The sequence below is a fragment of the Methylocystis sp. H4A genome, from assembly GCF_015709545.1.
GTDB lineage: Bacteria > Pseudomonadota > Alphaproteobacteria > Rhizobiales > Beijerinckiaceae > Methylocystis > Methylocystis silviterrae.
In genome coordinates this window covers 1-25,505 of sequence record NZ_JADNQY010000020.1, presented here as the reverse complement: position 1 = coordinate 25,505, position 25,505 = coordinate 1, and the positions used below count along the sequence as shown (strand labels likewise).

15 protein-coding genes, 2 pseudogenes and 1 riboswitch are annotated in these 25,505 nt (G+C 61.0%); of the genes and pseudogenes, 5 read left to right on the top strand and 12 right to left on the bottom strand.

Annotated features, from left to right (window positions below; all coding sequences use genetic code 11):
- Positions 1–15: 15 nt before the first annotated feature.
- The 3 genes from IYW40_RS06105 (at position 16) to IYW40_RS06095 (ending at position 9,140) form a co-directional block, all read left to right on the top strand.
- Positions 16–2,478: a 2Fe-2S iron-sulfur cluster-binding protein gene (locus IYW40_RS06105; RefSeq protein ID WP_196399836.1), complete on the top strand. Its 2,463-nt coding sequence runs from the start codon at positions 16–18 to the stop codon at positions 2,476–2,478.
- 9 nt (positions 2,479–2,487) lie between these two features.
- Positions 2,488–3,468 carry an alpha/beta hydrolase gene (locus tag IYW40_RS06100; protein WP_196399835.1) on the top strand — a complete coding sequence of 327 codons (981 nt, stop codon included), beginning with the start codon at positions 2,488–2,490 and terminating at the stop codon, positions 3,466–3,468.
- A gap of 1,874 nt (positions 3,469–5,342) precedes the next feature.
- The gene (locus IYW40_RS06095; RefSeq protein WP_210327214.1) at positions 5,343–9,140 is read left to right on the top strand and encodes an HAD-IC family P-type ATPase; all 3,798 of its coding nucleotides are present in this window, start codon (positions 5,343–5,345) and stop codon (positions 9,138–9,140) included.
- 525 nt (positions 9,141–9,665) lie between these two features.
- Here IYW40_RS06095 and IYW40_RS06090 read toward each other — a convergent pair.
- The 7 genes from IYW40_RS06090 to IYW40_RS06060 all read right to left on the bottom strand — a co-directional run bounded on the left by IYW40_RS06090 (position 9,666) and on the right by IYW40_RS06060 (position 17,617).
- Positions 9,666–12,863 carry a CusA/CzcA family heavy metal efflux RND transporter gene (locus IYW40_RS06090; RefSeq protein ID WP_196399833.1) on the bottom strand — a complete coding sequence of 1,066 codons (3,198 nt, stop codon included), beginning with the start codon at positions 12,861–12,863 and terminating at the stop codon, positions 9,666–9,668.
- Between the two features lie 40 nt (positions 12,864–12,903).
- Entirely contained in the window at positions 12,904–14,130 is a 1,227-nt protein-coding gene (locus IYW40_RS06085) for an efflux RND transporter periplasmic adaptor subunit (protein ID WP_196399832.1), read from the bottom strand.
- Between the two features lie 44 nt (positions 14,131–14,174).
- Positions 14,175–15,578 carry a TolC family protein gene (locus tag IYW40_RS06080; protein WP_196399958.1) on the bottom strand — a complete coding sequence of 468 codons (1,404 nt, stop codon included), beginning with the start codon at positions 15,576–15,578 and terminating at the stop codon, positions 14,175–14,177.
- 413 nt (positions 15,579–15,991) lie between these two features.
- The gene (locus IYW40_RS06075; RefSeq protein ID WP_348644245.1) at positions 15,992–16,213 is read right to left on the bottom strand and encodes a peptidoglycan-binding domain-containing protein; all 222 of its coding nucleotides are present in this window, start codon (positions 16,211–16,213) and stop codon (positions 15,992–15,994) included.
- Between the two features lie 43 nt (positions 16,214–16,256).
- Positions 16,257–16,718: a peptidoglycan-binding protein gene (locus IYW40_RS22055; protein ID WP_196399830.1), complete on the bottom strand. Its 462-nt coding sequence runs from the start codon at positions 16,716–16,718 to the stop codon at positions 16,257–16,259.
- Positions 16,719–16,833: 115 nt separating this feature from the next.
- Positions 16,834–17,319 carry a peptidoglycan-binding protein gene (locus IYW40_RS06065; RefSeq protein WP_196399829.1) on the bottom strand — a complete coding sequence of 162 codons (486 nt, stop codon included), beginning with the start codon at positions 17,317–17,319 and terminating at the stop codon, positions 16,834–16,836.
- Positions 17,320–17,332: 13 nt separating this feature from the next.
- A complete protein-coding gene (locus tag IYW40_RS06060; RefSeq protein ID WP_196399828.1) occupies positions 17,333–17,617 on the bottom strand; it encodes a peptidoglycan-binding domain-containing protein in 285 nt (94 codons plus the stop codon).
- Between the two features lie 381 nt (positions 17,618–17,998).
- On the opposite strand from IYW40_RS06060, the pseudogene IYW40_RS06055 reads away from it, so the two are divergent.
- A pseudogene (locus IYW40_RS06055) lies at positions 17,999–18,867 on the top strand (HAD-IC family P-type ATPase); the annotation flags it as partial.
- On the opposite strand, the gene IYW40_RS06050 reads toward IYW40_RS06055, so the two are convergent.
- From IYW40_RS06050 to IYW40_RS06030, 5 genes and pseudogenes are all read right to left on the bottom strand, one after another.
- On the bottom strand, positions 18,818–19,105 hold the full coding sequence (locus tag IYW40_RS06050) for a hypothetical protein (RefSeq protein WP_348644244.1): 288 nt from the start codon (positions 19,103–19,105) through the stop codon (positions 18,818–18,820). The pseudogene IYW40_RS06055 and the gene IYW40_RS06050 sit on opposite strands and share 50 nt — an antisense overlap.
- 373 nt (positions 19,106–19,478) lie before the next feature.
- Entirely contained in the window at positions 19,479–20,354 is an 876-nt protein-coding gene (locus IYW40_RS06045) for a DUF1259 domain-containing protein (protein ID WP_196399827.1), read from the bottom strand.
- 26 nt (positions 20,355–20,380) lie between these two features.
- Complete coding sequence (chrA, locus tag IYW40_RS06040) at positions 20,381–21,742, bottom strand: chromate efflux transporter (RefSeq protein ID WP_196399826.1); 1,362 nt, start codon at positions 21,740–21,742, stop codon at positions 20,381–20,383.
- Between the two features lie 8 nt (positions 21,743–21,750).
- Positions 21,751–22,577 (bottom strand): annotated as a pseudogene (locus tag IYW40_RS06035) (sulfurtransferase/chromate resistance protein).
- 240 nt (positions 22,578–22,817) lie between these two features.
- Positions 22,818–23,801, bottom strand: coding sequence for a YncE family protein (locus tag IYW40_RS06030; protein WP_196399825.1), 984 nt, complete (start codon positions 23,799–23,801; stop codon positions 22,818–22,820).
- A gap of 544 nt (positions 23,802–24,345) precedes the next feature.
- A riboswitch (cobalamin riboswitch) is annotated at positions 24,346–24,545 on the top strand.
- Between the two features lie 113 nt (positions 24,546–24,658).
- On the opposite strand from IYW40_RS06030, the gene IYW40_RS21705 reads away from it, so the two are divergent.
- Positions 24,659–25,505 (top strand): TonB-dependent receptor plug domain-containing protein (locus tag IYW40_RS21705; protein WP_246720677.1); only part of this gene is annotated, 847 nt, incomplete at its 3' end.

Here is a 25,505-nt window from a genome sequence, read left to right as displayed (position 1 = left end):
CGCGAGGGTAAAGCCATGAACATCGAGGACCATCCGACCGTCAAGCGTATGCGCGCCATTGCCGACGCTCAGGTCGAGAACGAAAAGGGCGGGATCGACGCCGATTGGCTCCGCCAACTGGCCCGCGACTGCGGCGCCGATGACGCCGGTTTGGTGGAGCTCAGTCGGCCCGCGCTCGACTCCCAGAGGGACGGGCTTCTGCATCACTATCCTTGGACCAAGACGCTGCTGGGCTTCGTCGTCCGCATGAACCGGGAGCCGATCCGCAGCCCGGCACGCTCTGTCGCCAACATCGAGTTTCACCATTCGGGACTCGATGTTGACGAAGTCGGTCGTCGGGTGGTGCAGCGGCTCGAGGCGAAAGGAATTCGCGCCGTCAGCCCGGCGATGGGCTTTCCGATGGAGATGTATCAATTCCCCAGCGCCATATGGATCGTATCGCACAAGACCGTCGCCATCGCCGCCGGGCTCGGCCACATGGGCGTCCATCGCAATTTAATACACCCGAAATTCGGGAACTTCGTCCTGATCGGAACCGTGCTGATCGGCGCGGAGGCCACGGAATATGATGCGCCGATTGATTACAACCCTTGTCTGGAGTGCCGGCTGTGCGTGACGGCCTGTCCCGTCGGGGCCATCGCCCCCGACGGAGGGTTCAATTTCTCGGCCTGCTTCACCCACAACTATCGCGAATTCATGGGCGGCTTCGCCGATTGGGTCGAGCAGGTCGCAGACAGCAAGAGCGCGCTCGACTATCGCAGCCGCATGAGCGAGCCCGAAACCGCCTCGATGTGGCAGAGCCTCTCCCATGGAGCAAACTACAAGGCGGCCTATTGCATGGCGGTGTGTCCCGCCGGCGAAGACGTCATCGGGACATATCTGGCCGATCGCGCGCGCCACATTCAGGAAATCGTCAAGCCGCTGCAACAAAAAGAAGAGCCGGTTTATGTCGTGAAAGGCTCGGACGCCGAGGCGTACGCCAAGAAAAGATGGAAGAACAAGACCGTCAAGACCGTCGGCAACGCATTACGGCCGCGGAGCATCGACGCGATGCTGCAACTCTTGCCTTTCGCGTTTCAGCCCAACCAGGCGCGCGACCTGTGCGCAACTTATCATTTCGAGTTCACCGGCGACGAGCAGCGCAAGGCCACGATCGTTATTCACGATGGCGTCATCCGCGTCCAGGAGGGCTACATCGGCTCAGCCGACCTTCGGGTCACCGCGGACAGCCGGACTTGGCTCGGCTTTCTGGCGAGGGAGCACAGCCTGGTTTGGGCGCTGCTGCGGAGAAAAATCCGTGTCGGGGGCTCGCCCAAACTGCTTCTCGCCTTCGGTAGATGCTTCCCGAGCCCCGGCGTTCGCCACGATCCGACGCCCCTGCGCCCGGTTCCATCAATGCTGCATCCAAACCCCGTCCCCTACCGCCAGAACGACGCGGCGACGGGAAAGATTAAATGGTCGGGGGAGCTGCGATTGGCTGAGATCATCGAGGTCGCGGACAACGTCAAAACCTTCCGTCTCGTCGAGCGGGAGGGAGGAAAGATTCCTTTCGAATTCCTGCCAGGGCAGTTCCTGACGTTCTCAATCGAGCCTTTCGGCATTCCAACCAAACGCTCCTACACAATCGCCTCCTCGCCCACGCGGCGAGACTCAATCGAGATCACGGTGAAACGGGAAACGGATGGCCTCGTTTCACGGTGGCTCCATGATGCGGCTGCGCCAGGCGATCTTCTCGAAGTCGTGGCTCCGAACGGGACCTTCACTTTCACCGGCGAGGAGGAACGAAGCATCGTCCTGATCGGCGGCGGCGTCGGCTTGACGCCGCTGATGAGCGTGACGCGCTATCTCACCGACACAAATTGGCCGGGCGACATCCATCTGCTCTTGAGCTTCCGCAGCCCGCGCGAATATCCGTTCCAAAAGGAGATCGCGGCGCTGCAAACGCGCAACAGCCACCTGCGGGTCGCAGCCACGATGAGCGATCCCAACGTCGAAGGGTGGCCCGGGGCTCGGGGCCGCATCGACAAGGCGTTCCTCGCCTCGGCCGTTCCGAATATCGCGGCGCAGCGTGTTCATCTCTGCGGCCCCCTCGCGATGATGAGCGCAGTGACGGCAGCATTGCTCGATCTTGGCGTGCCTGCCGAACGGATCAAGAAGGAAGCGTTCGGAACCGAGACGCGCGATCCGACCCGCAAGGCGGCGTCGGCCGGCAGGATCGTCGGACGCGTCACCTTTCAGATGTCGCAGGTCTCGGCCCCGATCGCCGAGAATGACACCATTCTCGATGTCGCCGATAAGGCGCATGTTTTTATCGACAACGCCTGTCGATCGGGGACATGCGGCGCCTGCCGCGTCAAGCTGCTCTCAGGCAAGGTGCGGATGCCGGTCGAAGACTCCCTGACGCAGGGAGAGAAGGCCCGCGGATACACTCTCGCTTGCCAAGCTCTCGCCGAGGGCGACGTCGTCGTCGAGTCATAGGAGGACGCCATGTCGGATGTTGTGATCTTCGCCCTCATCGGTTTCGTCGCCATGGCGGCGGCGATCGTGCTTCTTTCATTCCTCGTCGAGGCGATGCGGCCTATCCCGCCAACTCCGGAGCGCCTCTCCTGGGCGCCGGACATCCCGATCCGATATGTCAGCATCAACGGTGTCCGCCTTCGCTACATCAAGACGGGCAAAGGCCCTGTCCTGGTTCTTCTGCACACGCTGAGGACGCAACTCGACCTCTTCGAGAAGGTTGTCCCCGAGCTCACGAAGAGTTTCACCGTCTATGCGGTCGATTATCCCGGTCACGGCTATTCCGACATACCGGCGGCGAAATACGACGCGGACTATTTCGTCGGGACGATCGAGGGCTTTCTCGACGCTTTGGATCTACATGATCTGACGCTCGCGGGCGTTTCGATCGGTGCCTCGATCGCGCTCATTCTCGCGGCGCGCAACAATCCACGGGTTTCGCGCGTCGTGGCGATCAATCCTTATGATTACGCCAAGGGACGCGGAATGGGGCGCAGCTCCTCTCTCGCGCGTCTCTTCGTCGCCTTGGCGGATCTGCCGATCCTCGGCGACACAGTGATGCGCCTGCGCCAATTCGTCATCATGAAATCGGTGCTCGACGGCGGCGTATTCGACCCGCGACATATTTCGCCGGAGCTGCTGAAGGAAATGTATCTCGTCGGCAACCGACGCGGTCATTATCGCGCCTTCCTCAATCTGCTCCGCAACGCCGAAACCTGGGAGACGGCGACGAAGGCTTATTCGAACATCAAGATTCCCGTGCTGCTGCTTTGGGGCGCCCGCGATTGGTCGCGGCCAGATGAACGCGAACATGATCGTCAGATCGTGCCCGGCGCAAAAATGGCGACCGTCGAAAACGGGGGGCACTTCCTGCCGCTCGACAGGCCGGACGCGGTCATCGAGAATTTGCTCGCCTTTCAGGCGCCGCTCGTTGGAAAAGCTTCGTCATGAAGAGGCTTGTCTTTCGGCGTCGCCTTCGTGTGGACTCACCTCCCCGAGAGGCCCCGTGAGATTTAGGAATGTGCACAAATCAAGCGACCGACTTTCTCTGCTTCCCGCTCATGCGCGGAAAGGACGATGATGAGGTTTCCAGCGTTGGCGTAATGTGGTGATGACGCTATGTCGTCGGCGACCGGTAATCCAAGATCGAGAATGGCGAGTGACGGTGCCCGCACCTCCGCGTGCCGCATCGCCTCGGCGCCCGTTGCCGCCTGTTCGACGGGGCCCAGGTCAGTTTCTAATCGAAGTTGCAAAATGACCGCTTTGGGTCAATTTTTGCCGTCGGCCATGTCTCTGATGCGCGTGAAGCAACACTTCAATCACGTCGGCAGCTAACATTGGGCGGAGCGAATCATTCATGCGTATCAACCGGCATCGATCGAATGCGCCCAGTTCTTGAGCCGCAATCTCGATCATTCCGTTTCCCTGTCTTTACACGCCAGCGCCCTACGCTCCTGCCAGGCTTGGTGCATCCGGTCGGCATCGGCCTTTCTTAATCGACCCCGGATTCGAAACGCCAGCGCGCGATTCGACGAGCACCGGGGACAGAATCGCCGAGCCTGAGGCCGCAACCGCAGTGATGACCGCATGTTTCTACGTCGGTTACGTTCGTCGTTGCCGTTGACGGCTCTAACGACTAGCGACGCGTAAAAGCGCGACGGGTGGCGCGCTCGATGCGCTATGCCGCTGCGATCTTCTCAATCAAGCTCGCTTCATCATCGCAGATCTCGAATTTATTCACGCGCGGCGAGACAACCCATTCCGAGCGCATTCTCGCCACCCACCATCTGCGCCCTTCAAATTAGCCCCGAGCGCCATAGTTCTCCATCAGAAAGAATAGGGAGGACGCTATGCGCAAAAGTTTCAAGCTTGGCGCAGTTCTAGCTGCAGCAACGTTGTGGGCGTCATTGGCGCAAGCCGGAACATTCCACCACGACCGGTATGTGCCAGACTATGGAGGGCACGGCCGCCATCAGCACAGGGATTGGAGCGGCGATCGCTATGGTTACGGTGGAGGCGGACACGTTCGCGGTCCTTGTTGGGTGTGGGATCAAGGCCATTGGGTATGGGCTTGCCGGTGACGTCCAGCCGCTCGCACGAAGAGACGCCCGCCAGATCGGCGGGCGTTGGCATCCGGGTCGCCCGTTAAATTTGCGGGACGGTGATTATTGCGCGAGACGCTCTCCGCGTCAGCGACAGACCCACACCCATTTTCCGTGATGAAGGTGCCAGCAAACGTTATGTCTGTGCTGGCCAGGAGTGCTCCAATCACGATGCATGTGCCTGCCGTGCCCGCCAGGGACCATTCCATGAGTTTGCGGATCGTGTGCCATCGCGGGGGCCGAAAGGAAGAGAGTAGACCCGACTAAAATCACCAACAGCTTGCGCATTTTTTTCTCCAATTCAAGCCGACAATATAAATCGGCAAGGCGTTTCGGTAAACTGCTTAGGCGATGCCCTTGGAGGTTTGGCGCTGCGCCGCATAGTCGGCCAGTCTGGCATTAGATGAACGTCGCGCGAGCCGCACGCCGAACAGACGAAGCGGCGGGGACCTCGCCAAGCGGATAAAAGGAAGCTCTGCGGCGTTCCGCAGCGCATCGAACGGACAACGCCGCGATGCTGGCAAACTCGATTCAGGCAAAACGCCCTCGCGGCTTGAGCGTCGCGCGTGGCGGCTGGGGCACGCCCCGATGGCGGGGCGCGCCCGCCTTGGCTTTGCAGATCGGCGATGGTGGGTGCCGCAAATGAGGCGGCCTTAGAGCCGCCTTGCGCACCTCATGAACAAACGCCCCAGAAGGCGCGAGGCAAATACCGGGCAGCGTGAGATGGAATCGGTTGACAAGCCCTGGCATTGCTTGACCGGCGATGAAGCGCTGCAGCGCCTCGGCGCGCCCGCGAACGGCCTGAGCTCAGCGGAGGCGAAGAACAGGCGCGCCGTAATCGGGCCGAATGCGATCGCGGAGACAAAGCCGGTTAGCCCCTGGGCGATCTTTTTCGCCCAGTTCAAGAGCATTCTCATCTGGCTCTTGATCGGCGCCAGCGTCGTCTCTGGCGCGCTCGGCGAGGCGACAGATTCGTTTGTCATTCTCGCGATCGTGTTCCTGAACGCAGTTGTGGGCTTTTATCAGGAATACAGGGCAGAAAAATCGATTGCGGCCTTGAGGCAAATGACCGCGCCGCGGGCGAAGGTCTGGCGTGACGGCGCGGTGATAACCAGTGCCTCCGCCGACGTGGTTCCCGGCGACCTGCTGGAACTCGAGTCCGGCGATCTCGTCGCGGCCGATGCGCGCTTGCTGTCCGCGGCGTCGCTCACTTGCGTCGAGGCCGCCCTGACGGGCGAGTCCGAGCCCGTCGGGAAGGGCATCGAGGCCATGGACAACCCGGAGTTCGCCATCGGCGACCGGACCAACATGGTGTTCATGGGAACGAACGTCGCGACTGGCTCCGGCCGCGCCGTCGTCGTCGCCACCGGGATGCGATCCGAAATGGGCCACATCGCTTCGCTGATTAGCGAGGCGGGCGCTGAAGCGGAGACGCCCCTTCAGCAGAAACTCGAGCGGTTCGGCCACGTGCTCCTATGGGCCACGCTTGGAACCGTGACATTACTCTTCGGCCTCGGCTTCTTGCGCAAAGAGCCGATCCTCGACCTGTTCATGACGTCGGTCAGCCTCGCCGTCGCGGCGATACCCGAAGGCCTGCCGGCCGTGGCGACGGCGGCTCTGTCGCTCGGCGTGCTGCGCATGTCGCGACGCCGCGCCCTCGTGCGCCGGCTAGCGTCCGTAGAGACGCTGGGCTCGACCAATGTCATCTGCACCGACAAGACCGGAACTTTGACCGTTGGTCAGATGACCGTCCGCGCCATGGTCGTCGCCGACCGGACCTACGAGGTCTCCGGCGAGGGCTACAGTCCCGAAGGCGATGTGCGATTGAGCGGCGCGGCCGTCGACCCCAGTCGCGACAGCGCGCTGCGCCAAATGGCGCAAATCCTTGTCGGTTGCAACAACGCTCAATTCGAGCGATCGAAAGACAATGCGTGGAGCGTTATTGGCGACCCGACCGAAGGCGCGCTGCTCTCCGCGGGTCAAAAAGCAGGCGCCGACCGGAGCGCGTTGGACCGGGACGATCCGAGGGTTCACGAAATCCCCTTTGATTCCGACCGCAAGCTGCATTCGATCGTTCGGCGCTTGCCCGATGGGCGTCTGCGCGTTCTCACAAACGGCGCCCCAGAGATGCTGCTGGCCAAATGCTCACACATTTGGCGCGAGGACGGCGTTCATGCGCTGACCGACACGGATCGCGAAGGACTCGCCCGGCAAAACGCCAATCTGGCCGGCAAGGCGCTGCGCGTGCTCGGCGCGGCTTATCGCGATTTCGATGGATTGTCGCTCGATCAACTTACCCCGGAAACCGTCGAGCGTGATCTGGTTTTCGTGGGACTCGCCGGCTTATACGACCCCCCGAGGGCCGAGGCGAAAGAGGCCGTCGCAAAATGCCAAGCCGCCGGCATCCGGGTTGTGATGATAACCGGCGATCATCCGCGCACCGCCATCGCCATTGGCAGGGAGTTGGGGCTCGCTGAAGAAGGTCAGGTAGCGACGGGCGTCGAACTCGACCGGCTGACCGATGACGCTCTGCAGCAACGCGTCCCCAGAATCGCCGTCTATGCGCGCGTCAGCGCCGCGCACAAATTGCGCATCGTCAGGGCCTGGCAGGCGAACGGCGCCGTCGTCGCCATGACCGGCGATGGCGTGAATGACGCGCCGGCAATCAAGGGTGCCGATATCGGGGTAGCGATGGGCCGAATCGGCACGGAAGTGACGAAGCAGGCGTCCGACATGATCGTCACCGACGACAATTTCGCGACCATCGTCGACGCGGTGGAGGAAGGCCGCGGCATCTACGAGAACATTCGCAAGACCCTGCTATACCTTCTCGGCTGCAACGCCAGCGAACTGCTGCTCATCACGATTTGCATCGTCAGCGGTCTCCCGACGCCCCTCCTGCCCATTCATCTGCTCTGGATCAATCTCGTCACCGACGGGCCGCCGGCGCTATGTCTCGCGGCGGACCGCGTCGATCCAGGACTAATGAGCCAGCGTCCGCGCGCGCGGGGAGAGCAGCTCGCGGATGCACGATTTTTCTGGGCGATGTTGTTGACCGGATCGCTCATCGCTGGCGTAACTTTCCTCGCCTTTTTATGGGGATTGCAATCCGGGGGCCTCGAGGTCGCGCGCACTTACGCCTTCTGCGGGATGGTCTTCGCGCAACTGCTGATTTCGCTGGGCGCGCGCAGCCAGACGACGCCGATCTGGCGCCTGGACCTTATGTCGAACCTCAATTTGCTCCTCGTCGTGAGCGTGTCCATCACGATCCAGATGTGGACTCACATCAACGCCACGCTCTCGCGTTTCTTGTCGACGTCACAACTTCCTTACCAGGATGGCTTCGTCTTGCTGGCCGCCGGCGCCGTGCCATTGCTGGCGCTCGAACTCGTCAAGCTCGCGCCTGCCGCAGCAAAAGAAGAGCGTGGGGCGATCCCCTCGACAGGATGGATTGGGTCGATAACGGCGGTCGTCATTGTGGCGACCTTCGCTGCAAGTTGGCTCTATTGGCCGCAGCCGCGGGAAACGGCGGCGCGATTTACGACCCGCCCACTCGAACGAGGCTCCGTGGTCCGCGCCGTCACGGCGACCGGCGTCGTTCGTCCGCGACTGACGGTCGAAGTGTTCGCGCCTTTGACGGGCGCCGTCCAGTTTCGCGATTGCCAGGTCGGCGCGAAAGTTACGAAAGGCCAGCTTTGCGGGACGATCGATCAGCGGCGCTACCGCCTTGCCGTCGAACGTCGGCGAGACGAACTCTCGGCCGCCCAATTGCAACTCGACAAGGATAAAGTGGAACTCGCGCGCGCGAAATCGACGTTGGATCGGGCTCGCGCGACGGCGCAACGGAGCAGGATCGATAGGGCGACGCGCGCCCACGAGCGAACGTTAGCAAAAACGAGGTGGAGCGAAGAACTGACCACACAACGCAACGCGGCGCTGCACGCGGCCGAAAATGATCTGAAGCGCACGGAAGTTCGCGCGCCAATGGATGGGACCGTGATTTCACGACGCGCCGGGACGGGCCAGCCAGTCAAAGCAGGAAAGTCAGAACTCTTCGTCGTCGTGAATCACGCTGTCGCGCAAATCGAGGTCGCGCCCGCCCCGGGCGATATTGACAAAATTGAAATCGGCGATCGGGCTTCGATCAATGTGGACGCGGTGCCGGTCCGCTCGTTTGACGGACAGGCAACGGAGGTTCGCAGGGCGCAAGATATGGTCGTCCTTTCCGCGCCAGACGCCAAGGGCGTGCTCGAACCAGGAATGACAGCGACCGCGCGGATCGTAATTGATGAGCGTGTCGATGTGCTGCGCGCGCCGAACGAGGCGCTGCGCTATTCACGGAGCCGCAATGTCGCGCAAGTCAGCGGCGACAAGTCCGACGTCATCTCGATTTGGGCGCTACGCAAGGGGAAGCCGATGCCGGTTCCAGCGCGAACCGGCCTGGATGGCGGCGGGTATACGGAAATCGTCGAAGGCGGCTTCGAACTTGGTGATGAGTTGATTGTCGGCGAGAGGGATTGACTGCAGCGAGGAATTGGACCGCGCCCGGGGACAACGGTCACCCTACCTCTTCCGCTCTTTATAGAGATAAAGATGGCTCCCCGGATGCTGAAACTCCGGCAAATCGAGAAAAGCGCGAATGACATTTACGTGCAGCAACGACTCATGATCGTTGCCCGCGTTGCAAAGCGCCTCCGGTTGATGCAGATGGTATCGCATCGACGTCACGGCCGCTTAGATGTGCTCATGGCCGCGAACGCCTTTGGAAATGGAACTCGGCTTGCTTTGCGGTTCGAGACGCAGAGCGGCCCAGTCATTCTTCGTCTTTTCGATTTCCGACTTACAGTCTGCATGAGCGGTCCCGATACCCGCCGCGACCATGCCTGCAAGAAGGCCGAAAATCCTCATCTCTCCTCATCCCCTCTCGGCAAATGCGCTAAGACCAATCCTAGCTAGAGCCCAACACAGTAGACTTGGCCAACAAGCCTGTTTACTGGGCAGACGCCGCGCGCTGCCGCTCCCCTGAGGTCGCCGGGACGCCGACCGTCAAGGGGACTCAGAAGGTCTGCCGCTTGAATCCGAAACCAATTTCTGCTGCCCTGAGGCATCGAGACGCCGCACCTCGCTCCACTCCTTCCAGAGGAAATAGATGGCCGGATAGATCAGCAGCTCCACGAGGAAACTGAAGACGATCCCGCCGGCCATCGGAGCGGCGATCCGCTTCATCAGGTCGGCGCCGGCTCCAGTGGCCAACATGATGGGCGAAAGGCTCAGCAGCACTGACCAGAATGTCATCATCTTGGGCCGCACGCGTTGGACGGTGGCTTCCGTAACCGCGCCTTCGAGGTCCGAAAGACTCGTCATCCGTCCTTCTCGCTTCCAGCGGTCATAGGCGACGTCCAAATAGAGAAGCGTCACCATCCCGGTCTCTGCGTCGACGCCTGCGAGCCCGAGAATTCCGACCCACACCGCAACGCTGAGATTGTAACCCATCAGCAACAGCGCCACGAACGCGCCAGCCACGGCGACCGGTACCGCCAGCACCACCATCAACACTCTGACGAGCGACGGGTTGTTGAGATAAAGCAGCAGGAAGATGGCCGCGAGCGTCATCGGAATGAAGTAGACGAGCAAGCCGCGCGTCCGCTCCATTCCTTCGTAGGCTCCGCTCCATTCAAGTCTGTAGCCCGCAGGGAGCTTCACCATCTCGCCGACGATCCTGCGAGCGTCGTCCATATAGCTCCCGGTGTCGCGGCCGGCGATGTCGACATAAGCGTAGCCCACAAGCTGCGCCGCTTCGCTCTTAATGAGCCCAGGACCATCGACGAAGCGAAGCTCGCCCAATTCCTCCAAAGGGACCTGAGCCCCCGTCGGCGTCGCGATCAACACGCGCTTGAGCTTCGCTAGATCGTCCCGCAGTTCACGCCCGTAGCGGACGTTCACGGGAAAGCGCTGGCGGCCCTCGATCGTTTGCGTGAGATTGGCGCCGCCCACCGCCGCCTGGATCACTTCCTGCACGTCCATCACCGACAGACCGTAGCGGGCGATAGCGTCGCGGTTGATGTCGATGTCGAGATAGCGACCTTCCGCCACGCGTTCGGCGAAAACGTTTCTTGTTCCCGGGACCATGGCGACGGCGGTTTCGACCTGCGAAAGGATGCTTTCGATTTGCGCAAGGTCCGGCCCAAAAATCTTCACGCCGATCGGCGTCCTGACGCCGGTCGAAAGCATATCGATCCTGGCCTTGATGGGCATGGTCCAACTGTTCACGAACCCCGGCATTTTCGCCTTCAGCGCCTGGTTCATTTCTCCGATCAGCTTCTCGGGGGTCAGCCCCGCGCGCCACTCATCCTCGGGCTTGAGGTTGATGATGGTTTCGACCATCTCAAGCGGCGCCGGGTCTGTGGCGGTGTCGGCCCGTCCGGCTTTGGCGAAAACGCTCGTCACTTCCGGAAACGTCATCAAGATTTCGTCTTGCTCTCGGATGGCCCGCTGCATCGTCTGGATCGACGCCGCCGGCAGGGTCACGGGCATGAAGAGCGCCGTTTCTTCCCATAGAGGCGGCATGAACTCGCGGCCCAAGCTCATGTAAAGCGGGACAACCGAAGCGATGGCGAGGAAGCCGAGGGCGACCATCGCGTAACGAAATTTCAGCGACAGCCTGATAATGGGCCGATGGATCCAGATAAAGAATCGATTGATCGGGTTCGCCTCTTCGGCCGGAATTTTGCCCCGGATAAGGACTCTCAAGAGGAAAGGTGTGACGGCGATGGACAAGATCGCCGCAGAGAACATGCTGAACACATTGGTATAGGCGAGCGGCTTGAACAACCGGCCCTCCTGCTCCTGAAGCGCGAATATCGGCAACAGGCTCAAAGTCATGATCAGGAGCGAGAAGAACAGCGACGGACCCACCTCCTTGCTGGCTTCGATCAGGACCTCGAGGCGCGGACGGCGCTCTTCGACGGGTTTTCTCTCCTCATATTCGATGTGCTTGTGGGCGTTCTCGACCATCACGGTGGCGGCGTCCTCCATTGAGCCGATCGCGATGGCGATGCCGCCGAGGCTCATGATGTTGCTGGTGAGCCCGAACCATCGCATCGCCAGCAGCGCCATCAGGATCGCCAAGGGGAAGGTCAGGATCACAACGAGCCCGCTGCGGACGTGGAACAGAAAGACCATGCACACGAGGCCGACGAGGACGCTTTCTTCAACGAGCGCCTCCCTCAACGTCGCCACCGAATGGTCGATGAGCGTCGATCGGTCATAGGTGACGACGAGTTCGACGCCTTCCGGCAAGGCGGGCGCGACCTTCTCGGCGATCGTCTTCTTGACGCGCGCCAACACGTCATAAACGCTCTCGCCGAATCGGACGACGACGATGCCGGCGGCGGCGTCGCCCATGCCGTTGTAGTCCACGGTTCCGCGGCGAATGTCGGGGCCGATCTGCACGAAACCGACATCCCGCACAAGAATCGGCGTGCCGTCGGGCCGCGCTCCGACCGCGACCTTCTCGATGTCGGTAGGGCTTTGAATGTAGCCCTTCCCGCGCACCATGTATTCCGCGCCGGAGAACTCCAGCACGCGGCCGCCGACTTCCTGATTGGAGCGGCGGACCTGGTCGACTACTTTGTTGATCGGGATTTGGTAGGCGAGCAGCTTATCGGGGTCGAGCGTGACTTGATATTGCTTTACGAAGCCGCCGACGCTTGCTACTTCCGCAACACCGGGCACCGCGCGAAGCTGATATTTGACCTGCCAATCCTGCAAGCTGCGAAGCTCGGAGAGCGAGTGTTTCCCCGTCTTGTCGATCAGGACGTATTCAAGTCCCCAACCGACGCCGGTGGCGTCTGGCCCGAGTTGCGGAGACACGCCCTGCGGCAGCTTCCCGGCCATGCCGCTGAGATACTCCAGCACCCGGCTTCGCGCCCAATAGAGGTCCGTGCCGTCTTCAAAGATGACGTAAACGAGAGACTGGCCATAGAAGCTGCTCGCCCGTACCGCCTTGACCTTGGAAGTCGAGAGCAACTGCGTGACAATTGGGTAAGTGATCTGGTCTTCGATAATGTTGGGGCTGCGATCCTCCCAGTCCGTGGCGACGATCACCTGCGTGTCGGAAAGGTCGGGGAGCGCATCAAGGGGCGTGTTGTATGCGGCCCAAAGGCCCGCGCCGACGATGACAACGATCAGCGATATAACGGGAAACGCGTTGCGGGCGCTGAATTCGATGATGCGGCCAATCATGGGCTACCCTCGATCGAGAGGCGGAGAACGCGGAGGCGACCTAGTGCGTCGTCTTCGGATGAGCGGCGTCCTTCTTTTCTTTTTGCTCGACGCCCATCCCGGGCATGCCCGTCATGTCGCCGCCGCCAGCGCGCAGCCGGCTTTCTGAGTCGATGAGGAAGTTGGCGGAGGTCACAACCTCGTCGCCGGCCTTAAGCCCCTCGAGAATCTGGAAGCGGTCATCGAACCGCAAGGGACTGATTGTTACCTCGACCGGCGCGAATCGGTCGGGGGCGACCGCACGAAAGGCGATGTCACGCTCGCCGGTGCGCAGGACGGCGGATGTCGGAACGGTCAAGCCGCTTCCCATTGCATGAGCGATCAAAACATTAGCGAACATGCCGGGCTTAATTAGGCCGTCAGGATTGGGCAGCTCGACGCGAACCTGCACCGTCCTGCTCGGCTCGTCGATCACCGGATCGATGAAGACAATTCTGCCGACGAAGGATCGCGCCGCCAGTGATGGAAACGTCACCGTCGCTGGCATTCCGAGAGCAACATGCGGCAATTCATACGCGAAAACCCTCCCCTGCACCCATACCGTCGAGAGGTCGGCGACCGTATACAATTCGGCCTGCGGCATCACATATTGGCCTTCGAACGTCTTCTTTTCCAGGATGACCCCCGAAATGGGGCTCCGCAAAATAAGCGATTTGCTCGGCTTGCCTGTCTTTTCCAACGCGTCGATCGTGCTCTTTGGCACATCCCATAGCGCGAGTCGTTGCCGAGTCGTGTCGACCACGTTTTGCTGACCTGGGGAGGGCGCTGACCTCGAATACTGTAAAGCAATCAGGAACTCCCGCTGCGCCGCGAAAAAAGCGGGGCTATAAATTGAGAGCATCGGGTCGCCGGCTTTCACTTTTTGGCCGGTGAAGGAGATAAACAGTTTTTCGACCCAGCCTTCCGTTTTGAGGTGAATATGGCGGACCTTAGTCTCGTCGGGGCGCACGATGCCGACCGTGCGTATCGTCATAATGAGCGGCGTCCGCCGCACGGTCCCCAGGGTCACGCCGATCCGTTGTTGCACTTCTGGCGCAATGCGGACCTCGGCGAATCCTGACGGCGGCGCGGCGCGTGTCTTAGAGGCGCTCGATCCCCGCATTTCCTTGCCGGACATGGTCTTGTCTGGAGTTGATTTTCGCTCATCGCCAACACTGGGAGAGACGGTTAAAATCAGCAGCGCCGTTAGCGCCAGTCTGCCGAGATATCCGCGCCGCTTCATCGACATGCCATTCTCCGCTATAGCCGTGTCGCCGCTCCGGCCTGTCCAGGCTATTGCAGAGTGGCTTGTTCCGGCGGCTCCGGCGGAGCCATCTCTGGCCGACCAAGCGTTTCTATGTCCACGCCCGCCAGAGCTTCGAGTTCCGCTAGCCGCTTTTCTCGCTCGATCCTGGCTTCGGCGACCAAGACTCGGACTGAAATATAAGTCCGCTGGCTGTCGATGAGATCCGCGAACTGCACGCTTCCCGCTGCGTAGGCTTCCCGCGAACTGTTGATCAGTTGCTCGACAACAGGGACCACCCGCCGCCGGTAAAAACTCGTTTGTCGCTCTGCGTTGCGCATGAAGTAAAGGTTGGCGACGAAGCTCGCAGCGCGGTCCTTCTCGGTTTGCCTCAGCACTGCTTCGGTCGAGCGCGCCATTGCCTCCGTGTCCCGGATCATCGCGAGAATCGCCGGGATCCTCGTCGGCACCATCACAAACATTTCGGCCGTTCTTTCAATATTGCCGGTAATGCTCCCGGAGGGCACGAAATCCGGCAGAAATTCCAGCCAGGCGAGTTCTATGGCATCCTTGCGTCCGGCCACTTGGCGCGCGAGAGCAGCCAATTCCGGGTTTTGATCGACGGCGACCTCGATGATGCGAGCATCCTTACCGATCACGGGACGCGCGGCGGGCAAAGTCGGGGGAAGGTCCAGCGGCGCCTCGGCGTCGCGAGCAAGAAGACCGTTGAGCTTGCTGCGCGCCGAGCGGACCTCGGCTTCCAGGTTCAGCAGGTTGTTCTTCGCCAGCTCCCAGTTGGTCTGGGCCTTCAACATGTCTTGCAGGGGAGCCCCAGCCTGGCTCCGAGCGGCGGCCGAGCTCGTCAAGAGCTTGAGAAGGTTTACGTTGTCGCGCTCGATGCGGACTTTTTCCCTGGCCAGCGCCAAATCCAAATAAGCGATGAGAACCTTACGCTGAAGCTCGAACTTGACAGTGCGAAATCTCTCGCTTGCCGCTCTGGCCGCCTCCAGCGCTACTTTTCCAGCGGTCCACGTTTTGATCGGCAACTGCAGAGTCGTCGACGGCATGAAGGTGCCGCTGAGCGTCATGCGGTCCCATGTCTTCATCTGATCACGCGAAAACATGTAGCGGTAACCGAACATCAAATTGGTGTTGGGCCAGGTCGCATCCCGGTCGACCCGGGCCAAAGCCGCCTTCCACTCGAAATAGGCCGATTCTAATTCCCCATTCGCTAGGAACGCTCTGTGCAGCACGTCGCGCCAGCTGGCAACCGCGGGCAGAGCCGGCAACTCCCGAGCCTCAATCGGCGGCTCGAAGTGCTCGGAAACTTCGCTCAGCTTGGCTTGCTCCTCCGTCGTGCCAGGTGGCGTGAGAGCACAGCCGCTAAGCCCCAAGGCTGTCGCCATGCTCAACCATGCCCTCAGGATGAGGTCGCGCGGTCGTTTGCTGAGCATCAAACATTCAGTCCTGGGAGAGGGCTGTAAAAGCCTAGCGAAGACAACACAATAAGCGCCGGAGTTATCAAATCAACCTGTTCCCAGACAGTGCTTCGCCTCGGAGCGCCTGCGCATACGGAAAGCTCGATAAAGCCGCGGTGGGAGCAATCACCCCATTGTCTTCATCGGGCGCATGCCGTTTACACCATCGCATCCCGACGGGCCTGGTACCACAGACGCGTGCGCAAATGTCTTCACCCGGCGCATGCGCGTAATAACCTCCGGGATCATGATCATGACTAGGGCGTGTGGACGAATTCGTGATTGAAGACGGAATGGGGATTCCCGGCTGCCCTGGTTGGCGGCGCGTCTCGCCCCGGGTAGATAGTGAGGGTTGGAGGACGCGAAATGGCTGCCAAATCGTGATCAGATCAGCTTGCGCCACCCTCATTCTCTAGGGCGTCGACGACTTGCCAAGTCTGCGGACCAACGATGCCGTCCATGCTTAGGCGATAATCTTGCTGCAACTTCTTGACTGCGGCTTCAGTCTTGGCGCCGAAGCGCCCGTCGACTCCGCCGGTGTTGAAACCGACTGCGCTCATACGGCTCTGCAAACGACGGACAGGTAGGCCAATCGAGCCGACCTTCAGCACCGGATGGCTTTGATCAGCTTCAGCCTCCCACCTGAAGCCGACGCTAAAAGGAAAGCATGCTGCTCACGAGAGCCTGCCAAGTGACCGGACCGACGATTCCGTCCACTTTCACGGCGGGGATGTCGAGCGAAAGCGCGTGCTGAAACCCACGCACCGCCGCATCTGTCACTGGTCCGAAGATTCCATCGACTTGCGGTCCCTTGCTGGGATCGCCAGACAGGTTGCGGAACTGAAATTCCTCCTGCACCCCCCTAACCGCGTCGCCTTGGCTTCCTTTTTTGACCTGCACAACAAGAGCCGTCCAAGTCAAAGGCCCGACAATCCCATCCGCCGTTAACCCCTGGCTTGCTTGAAAAGCTTTCACCGCGGCTTCGGTCTTCGGACCGAACATACCGTCGACGACAGCGCTATGTCCGCGCGCCCGCAGCAGATATTGCAGCGTTTTGATGGGATGTTCGCTGGAGCCGGCTTTGACCACTGGCCAAGGGCTGATGCTGCCAGACATTACGATGCCTCCCCCGCAATACTAATGGGAATAAAAAATCTATGAGCCTCGGCTGAAAGATGACGACGGCGGTCAATACGGGCCGCGCCACCAGTTCGGCAGGCATGAGCCACGATTAAAGGATAAGACCAGAGAGGCTCTCGAGCGTTGCTCCGGCGGCGCCCGCGGGAGCCATCCATGTCCGCTCGTCCATGACGCCCGTGACGGGGAGCCCGGAGTTAGTCTGGTATTGCCGGACGACGTTCTCGGTCGTGGGGCCGAAAATGCCGTCGATCGCGCCAAGGTAACCAAAGCCCATCTTGAGCACGCCCTGCAGCATGGCCACCATCGGCCCTAGGGACCCGGGCTGAAGCGTCGGTGACGCCTCGCGGTACGGGCGCACGTGGCTCCATGTGATCGGCCCGACGACGCCGTCCGCCGCCAACCCGTTCGCTTGCTGGAAGTCCTTCACGGCCTGTTCCGTGCGGGGTCCGAAGACTCCGTCGACGTCATCTGGTCCCAAGACCTTGTTGCGCGCGAAGACTCGTTGAAGTCGCTTCACGTCATCTCCGGTATCGCCTAACTTGATCGTCGCCGGCATGTCGAGTTTCCCCTCGTTCATCGGTCGCTCACGTTTAGAAGTCCTGCTCGATGAGCTTCCTCCAAGTCAGCTGGCCCACGATGGCGTCCGTGACGAGATGGGCCGCCGTTTGGAAGGCGAGCAGCGCCTGCTTGGTATTCGCGCCGGCTGTCCCGTCCAGAATCAGGCGCGGAATTGGACTGCCATCCTCGCCGACATCGCCAGCGGTGAGGAAGAGATTAAGTAACGCCTGCAGCGTCTTGATGTCGTCGCCCGCGACTGGCCGCAGTTCGGCCTTCCGGAGGTCGATCGTTTTCATACTTACTGCGACCTGCGTCACGATCCCTCGTCCTCTCATTTGCACGCCGCTCGTGAGCCGCTCACACATCATAGTTCGCTCAGCGCGGTTGTGCTCATGCAAATTGGTGAGGATGCACGGAAATCGGCTGACACTGCTTCAGTTGCGACACGAACATTTCCGCCGCGCTCGCGGATCTAAATCTCTAGGCAACGCTTTAGAGTGCGCAGCTCAACGCGGTTTGGCCGCTTCCTCATTGCTTGCGCCATCGGGGCGCCGATGACTGAGTGTTTGATCGAAGCCTAAACAGGTTTGGTGTTTGAGAGTCAGCATAGCGCCATTTGCAGACCATTGGCCACGCGCGCCTGGTTTGCCATTAGCCTTCTGCTTAGGTCGAGAACGGCGGCATCTCAATTTTGGCCACGATTTTGGGTAGGACTAGCCTTGACGGTGCCCGTGTTCGCGTTGGAGATGGGTGGTCATTTTTTAAATCTTCATCACTTGCTCCCGCCGCAAGCGTCGAACTGGCTTCAGTTCATTTTGGTGACCCCGGTCGTGATTTGGGCCGGCTGGCCGTTTTTCGTTCAAGGCGCGCAGTCGCTCGTGACACGTAATCTGATTATGTTCACGTCATCGCCATGGGAACGGGCATCGCCTGGATTTACAGCGTCGTCGCAACATTGGCACCGTCGCTCTTCCCGCCGGCATTCCGCAACCTCCACGGCTCTGTCCCGATCTATTTCGAGGCGGCGGCGGTGATCACGGTCCTTGTTCTGCTTGGACAAGTTCTCGAACTGCGCGCCAGAGAGCAGACCGACGGCGCCACTCGCGCGCTGCTCTATCTTGCGCCTGTGAGGGCGAAGCGCGTCAAGGAATATGGCTCGGACGAGGAGGTCTCCTTAGCCCAGGTTCGTGTCGGCGACCGCCTGCGCGTGCGTCCAGGCGAAAAGGTCCCAGTCGACGGCGTGCTTCTCGAAGGGCGCAGTTCTGTCGACGAGTCCTTGGTGACCGGGGAGTCCATGCCGGCGACCAAAAACGCCGGCGACAAGGTCATCGGCGGCACGCTTAATCAAACTGGTAGCTTCGTGATGCGCGCAGGCAAGGTTGGCGGCGACACGCTGCTTTCTCGCATTGTAGATATGGTCGTTTCCGCGCAACGAAGCCGCGCTCCGATTCAGCGTCTTGCCGATCAAGTCTCAGGCTGATCCGTCCCGCTTGTGATCCTTAATGCGCTGCTGCCCTTCACCGCCTGGGCAATGTGGGGACCGCAGGCGCGCATGAGCCATGGCCTCCAAGGGCATCCGGCGCAATGTGCTGCAGATCGTCTTCTCCTCGCGAGACAAACGTTGCGACTTCACCCTCCGCTTTGGCGGTTCCGCAAGTTTCCGCGCGGCGTTTCGTCCGGCGATCATTGTCAGCGGCTATGGCCAGCCCTCGCAACCCGGCCGGGGTTTTCCACGCCCCGAGACGCATCACCGAGAGCGCTGCGACCATCGGCAGATGCGGCGTGACGCTTTTGAGCGACAGCACGGTTTCGATCCCTTCGCCGACGATTGCGAAATCGTTGCTAACGCCGAAACGCGCGCGCCATTTCCGAGAATGGCGCGCGGTGCTGTGACGCTGGAACGTCGAGGATGGGGCTAGTGTGGCGGCTCTCGATCCGCTCGGCGAGCTTCCTGCGGATCAATCGTCAAAGGAAAGACGATCGAGATTTCTCCAACTCAAAAAATCGCGGCGCGCTTGAGATCTTTTGCCATCCGATTGAAAAAGGACAGTGGGATCAGGGGTTCTCCATTGCGCCACAAGCGAACCTTAATCGGCCTTATGCGACCGACCGGTGCAGCGCGTTCTGGCCATTCCGGTTCATTGAGCGCGACGGAGATAGGCTGTCAGCTCCTGGACGCTAATGGACGATATCTAGTCCCGCGCGCAATCCACGCGCCAATTTCACGGCGTCGGCATTCGCCCAGAAATGAACGAAGAACAGCCGAGGTTCGTCGTCGAGCATATGGCTGTGTAGTGCTGTGACCTCGATCCCGTTGGACTGAAGCGCTCTCAACAGCGGCTCGACCTCCTTGGCCGTAGCGACGATATCCCCCGTAATTGCCGCCTTGCCCGCCCCCGTGGGTTGGAAGTTGACGGCGTGCGCGACGCCCATGGCGGGGGCGACTGTCGCGCCTCCAGCCTGGATGGCCTTGGCTTTCGGAATGCTGAATTGGTAGACGCCGCCGTTGTTTTTCCCATGGGCGCCGATGGCTTCTTCGACCTGTGCCGTGTCGAAGTCGATCTTCGGAGGTTCACCAACCGGAACGGCAGAAGGCTCAAACGGCGTCTTTGTTTCGGCGAGCGCCTCCCGAACGACCGTGACAAGTTTCGCGGGATCGCCGTGCGCGCCGACGTGCATATAGAAAGGCGCGGGGCTGGCACGCAGGAGGTGGTTATGGACGGCCGTCACCTGGACGCCGTTGGCGAGTAGAGACCGCATCACGGGATTCACCTCGGCTTCTGTCAGGACCAGGTCGCCCATCATCATGGCCCCATCTCCTGATGGCTCGAAAGCAATCCAGCCGCCGAGGGCGAGACCGGGCTTGATGGTGACGCCATCGAGGGTAACGTGAAGATCGCTGCGCGGGAGACCGTATTTATGCACGCTTCCAGCGACGGCGGCCTTCTTGCCGATGGCGGCATCAACCTGCGACCAGTCGGTTTCAGCTAAAGCAACGGACGCGGGCAATAGCAGACAGATTGTGCAGAGAGTGGCTAGGGGTCTTTTTTTCATGGCTTTCTCCCTTTCCGTCGAAATGTCTAAATCGCCCCTACGAGAAACAGCCCTATTCCAGCCAGGCAGGAGCCTGCCAAGGTGTGGAGCACGCCGACACGAAGCCGGAAGATCGCAATCGCCGCAGCGATCGAGAGGGCGAAACTCCAGAAATCCATGCTTGCGAGCACGGGCGCATCGAATGACAGCCCATAGTCATCCACCGCGACCGTCCTGCGAAAGATGGTGTGGATCCCAAACCAGATAGCGAGGTTCAGGATGACGCCGACGACGGCGGCGGTGATCGCCGCCATTGCGCCGGAGAGCGCCTTGTTGGCGCGGATTTTTTCGATGTATGGCGCGCCGAGAAATATCCAAAGAAAGCAGGGCGCGAAGGTGACCCATGTCGCAAGAATCCCGCCGAGCACGCCGGCAAGAAACGGCGGCAATTCACCTGGCGACCGGAACGCTGCCAGGAAGCCCACGAACTGCAAGACCATGATGAGAGGCCCTGGCGTGGTTTCCGCCATGCCAAGTCCATTGAGCATCTCCGCAGGCGTCAGCCAGTGATAGGTATCGACCGCCCGTTGTGCGACATAGGCGAGAACCGCGTAGGCTCCGCCGAAGGTCACGACAGCCATTTTGCTGAAGAAAACCGCAATCTGGGAGAAGACGTTGTCGGGACCGGCGACAAACAGGATCGCGGCGACGGGGATTAGCCAGGCCGCCAACCAGATCATGCCGACATGCAGCGTGTGTCTTAGAGAGGGTAGCGCGTGAGAGGGCGTTTCATTGCCAAGGAGGCTTTCGCCGTCCTCATGCGTTGCCCCGTGTCCGACTGCCGCGAAGGCGGGATTCCCCCGCGTTGCTTCGACATATCCGATCAACGCCGCGGCGAGGATGATGAGCGGGAATGGCGCAGCGAAGAAAAAGATGCCGACGAATGAGGCAGCGGCCAGAAGCCGCATCGCCGAAGATTTGAGCCCGCGCTTGCCGATCCGCACTACAGCTTCGATGACGATGGCGAGAACGGCGGCCTTCAACCCGAAGAACAATCCGCCCACGATCCCGACATTCCCCCAGAGCGCGTAAATGATGCTGAGCGCCATGATCGAGATGACGCCGGGGAGAATGAATAGCCCGCCAGCGACGAGGCCGCCGACGGTGCGATGCATGAGCCAGCCGATATAGGTGGCGAGTTGCTGAGCCTCGGGGCCGGGCAACAGCATGCAGTAGTTAAGGGCATGCAAGAAGCGGCTTTCCGGCACCCATCTCTTTTCATCGACTATGATCCGGTGCATCACCGCAATCTGTCCGGCGGGCCCACCGAAGCTCAGTAGAGCTACTCGCGCCCAGACGCGAAACGCTTCAGCGAGCGATACGCCATGAAGGCGGGTCGTAGTTTGCATGTGAATATTCACGCCGTTTTTCCAGATTTGGTTGCAGGCCAGTTGTGGGGCTCGTCAGTCGCGTCACGACACCAACGATAAAAGGCGTCGTAAAGCTCAATCCCCGCTTCGAGCTGTTCGAGATCATCCGCATACATGCGGGATTGGCCGAGCGACGCCGCGAGCAATCCCGCGGCTTCAGGAGCAAGGTCAAGGCGCGCCGTATCCGCTCCACGAACGATGACGGCAAGCCTTTGCAGAGGCTCTATCGCTAGGCCCCATTCCTCGAGCATCGTATCGAATGTGCAGCGTTCGCCTCTGTGGCTCCAGAACGCGCCCTCTATGTCGAAAGCCGCGCCGCCGAAGCGTTCCGCGACCGCTGACACTTCCGTCGGCGCGACGAACAGGAAAACGGCGCTCGGATCGACAAACCGGCGAATAAGCCATGGACAAGCGATGCGATCGACTTTCGGGCGGGAGCGCGTGACCCAGATTGTTCGTCCGAGTGCATCACGCGGCGGCACTTTCCCCGCGGGGACGACTGGGCCGCCTGCTTTGACCCAAGCCAGGTGTCCGCCCGCTAGAACATCGGCGGATTTCGCCCCTGCGTAGCGCAGCCACGCGGCGACGCCTTCGCTGACCTGCTCGCCACACTGATCGATGACGATGGACGGGCGACCGACGACTCCGAAGCCCAATGCGAAACGGATTCTGCGCGGCGGCGCAACGTGCATGGCAATAAGCGTGGATCGGATTCGTGATTCTCGTCGGTCCGCACGTCAATGAGCGCAGGACAATGCGGGACGCCAATCAGGCGGGCGAGCTTTTCAGGAGAGATCGAGTTGATCGACGACATATTGCGCCCTTGGTGAAAAACCGGACGCGATTCTTGGGCATGTCGCCTCGTGGGGAGATCGCTTCCCCATGCGGCGAGGTTACATCAAACCTACCCACGAGTGTCAATAAGGCCTCGCCCAGAGCGGATTTCGTGGCCGACACCCGCGCGACTGACCCTTTGCGAGACGGCCCATTTTCCGACAGAGTGAACCGCGCCGGGTTTGCGCGGTCGCCTTGAGCAACCCGCCTGAAAGCCAACTCAACGCTTCACGGCGACGCCCTCGGGCGCCTTGGGAACGGTAATTGTCTTGGCCACTTCGTCCGTCGCCGTGTCGATGATCGAAAGCGTATTGGCTCCCGTGTTGGTGATGAGCAGCCAACGCCCTTCCCCGGCGAAACCGACGCCGTGACTGCCGGCATCCGGCGCGATGGAAATCGTCTTGACGATCTGGTTGGTCGCGAGATCGATCTTCTGGACTGTGCCGGCGCCGTCGTTGGCGACATAGGCGAAGGACTGGTTTGGCGTCACCGTCACCTGCACGGGCCCAGCGCCGGTGGGGATGTCGGCGATGCGCTTTAAGGTCTCGCCGTCGACCACGGCGACGTGGTTGGCGGAATGGCACGCGAAATAGATGCGCTTGCCGTCCTTGGTCGCGCCGGCGCCAAGCGGGCCTGCGCCGATAGCGATCCTGGCGATCGTCTTTCGTTTCGATCGCGAGAATACGGTCGCGTCGCCGGAGCCGTAATTCGTAACGAAAACCTTGTCGCCCGAAACAAGGGCGAAATGCGGCATCGAACCGACCTTGACGACGCCACGGGACTCCGCTGTCTCTGCATCGAAAATCTCAACCCGATCATCGAATTCGTTCGTCACAAACGCCTCCTTTCCGTCAGGGCTGAAATAGGTGTGTCGAGGCCCCTTTCCGGTTTGGATAGTCTTGGCGACGCTGTTCGACCCTGAGTCGATGATCGAGATGGTTCCCGCGTTGTTGTTCGTGACCCAGGCCTGCTTTTGGTCGGGCCGCAGCGCCACGTTGTGATTGTGGATTCCGACGGGGATCGTTTTTTCTGTCGAGCTCGAGGCGAGGTCGATTGCAGTGACAACGCCGCCGAACCAGGACGTGATATAGGCGGTCCCCTTCAATACGGCGGGAGCTTGAGCGAGAGTGGGCGAGGCGCCGACGCATAAGGCGAGCAGAAGCCATGTCGATATTGCGCATGTGCGCGAGAGCGCGAGTGTCATTGGCAATCCTCCACGGAAGGCCGCATTAAGCGGATGACTTGGTTTATGGGGCGATGAGGCCGTCTGGCACCGCGCGGGCGAGCACGCGCCAGTCTCCAAGCTCGGACTGGCGCCTGAATGACGAGAATGCGCTTCGTCAAGAAGTGTCGTCGCCATGCCGGCGGGTCAGCGGAGTCTGGGGGCTGACGAGACATGCAGCGTCCTCGGCTCGAAAAGCCTGACGCGATTCTTTGGCATGTCGCCTCGTGGGGAGATCGCTTCCCCATAGGACGACAAATCTGCCGCCCTGGCCTTAGAAGTCAAGGCCGGCTTCGACACTTCGACTTCCGCGCAATGCGGCTATGCGAATAAACAGTGGCTTGCGCCGCTATCTCGGAATCGAAGTCGACGATGCACTTAGCATTTCAGCGCAGCTTGGCTCGCGTCGCCAATAGCCATCATTGAAACCTTAGAACGACCTGTGATGTTTCAGCATCACAGCCGAAAAAATGACGCAGGCGGGACAGCGTTCCATTTAATCGGCTTGACGAAAAAATCGCGTTCGATGCTTACTGTCAGTGACGGTTCCCGCAAGGGATCAATAGGGAATGCGGTGAGCGCATCGTCGCGCAATGCCGCTGCTGCCCCCGCAACTGTGAGCGGCGAGTCAAAGACCGATAAGCCACTGGAGCTAATGTTCCGGGAAGGCGGCCTTTGAGCGAGGACCCGCGAGCCAGGAGACCTGCCGTCATTCGTGGTCACGCGCGATAGCGTCGAGCGGGGTGCATCGATGCGGGTGAAGCCTATGGCGGCGTTTTACGCGGCCTAATAGGCGTGGCCCTTCGCAGTGACGGTCCACGCCTGCTGCGAGCTTTGCAATGCCAATTTATCCAGCCTTGGTCTGCTTTCTGACTGCAGTATTTGCGGCGCTGCCTTCGTTCACCGCTCTGGCGCAAACCGCGCTTCCCACAATCCAAGTCGGCGGGCGTCGGACTTCTCCATCGGTCCATTCTCACGCGGCCCCGCCGGGATCGGCGGCGCGCACCCATTCAGCTCTGCCAGCGCCGCGCGTTTCGCCGGTCGTCGCCGCAGTCAGTCGACCGCCGTCGGCGTCGGGCCCCAAGCCGCCGCCGATCACCGCCTCAAGCGAGAAGTTCTTCACCGGCAAGGAGGTCAACGCGCTTCCCTTCGCGCGTCCCGGCGACGCGCTGGAGATCGTGCCCGGACTCGTCGTCACCCAGCACAGCGGCGAAGGCAAGGCGAACCAGTATTTCCTGCGCGGCTTCAATCTCGACCACGGCACCGATCTGGCGCTCTATCTCGACGGCATGCCGCTCAATATGCGCACCCATGGCCATGCCCAGGGCTACGCCGACAGCAATTTCCTGATCCCCGAACTCCTGTCCTACGTCCTCGCCCGCAAAGGGCCGTATGACGCGCAAGACGGCGACTTCTCGTCGGCGGGTTCGATCTACATGCAATACAAAGACACGATCGACAAAGGCTTCTTCCAGCTCACCGGCGGCAGCTTCGGCTACGCCAGGGCTCTCGCCGCCGCCCCGTACCGAGATTTCGCCGGCGGCTCCGCCTATGGCGCGGTCGAAGCGCAATATTACAACGGACCCTGGGAGCGCGGCGACAATATGCGGCGCCTCAACAGCGTGTTGCGCTGGTCGCGCGGCACGCAGGACGACGGCGCCTCCGTGACCTTCATGGGCTATGCCA

Bases quoted from the DNA above. Each gene is read 5' to 3' on its own strand.
- IYW40_RS06105 (WP_196399836.1), top strand. From the start codon at position 16: ATGAACATCGAGGACCATCCGACCGTCAAGCGTATGCGCGCCATTGCC.
- IYW40_RS06095 (WP_210327214.1), top strand. From the start codon at position 5,343: ATGGAATCGGTTGACAAGCCCTGGCATTGCTTGACCGGCGATGAAGCG.
- chrA (WP_196399826.1), bottom strand. From the start codon at position 21,742: ATGCAAACTACGACCCGCCTTCATGGCGTATCGCTCGCTGAAGCGTTT.
- IYW40_RS06045 (WP_196399827.1), bottom strand. From the start codon at position 20,354: ATGAAAAAAAGACCCCTAGCCACTCTCTGCACAATCTGTCTGCTATTG.
- IYW40_RS06065 (WP_196399829.1), bottom strand. From the start codon at position 17,319: ATGAACGAGGGGAAACTCGACATGCCGGCGACGATCAAGTTAGGCGAT.
- IYW40_RS22055 (WP_196399830.1), bottom strand. From the start codon at position 16,718: ATGTCTGGCAGCATCAGCCCTTGGCCAGTGGTCAAAGCCGGCTCCAGC.
- IYW40_RS06100 (WP_196399835.1), top strand. From the start codon at position 2,488: ATGTCGGATGTTGTGATCTTCGCCCTCATCGGTTTCGTCGCCATGGCG.
- IYW40_RS06080 (WP_196399958.1), bottom strand. From the start codon at position 15,578: ATGCTCAGCAAACGACCGCGCGACCTCATCCTGAGGGCATGGTTGAGC.
- IYW40_RS06090 (WP_196399833.1), bottom strand. From the start codon at position 12,863: ATGATTGGCCGCATCATCGAATTCAGCGCCCGCAACGCGTTTCCCGTT.
- IYW40_RS06085 (WP_196399832.1), bottom strand. From the start codon at position 14,130: ATGTCGATGAAGCGGCGCGGATATCTCGGCAGACTGGCGCTAACGGCG.
- IYW40_RS06030 (WP_196399825.1), bottom strand. From the start codon at position 23,801: ATGACACTCGCGCTCTCGCGCACATGCGCAATATCGACATGGCTTCTG.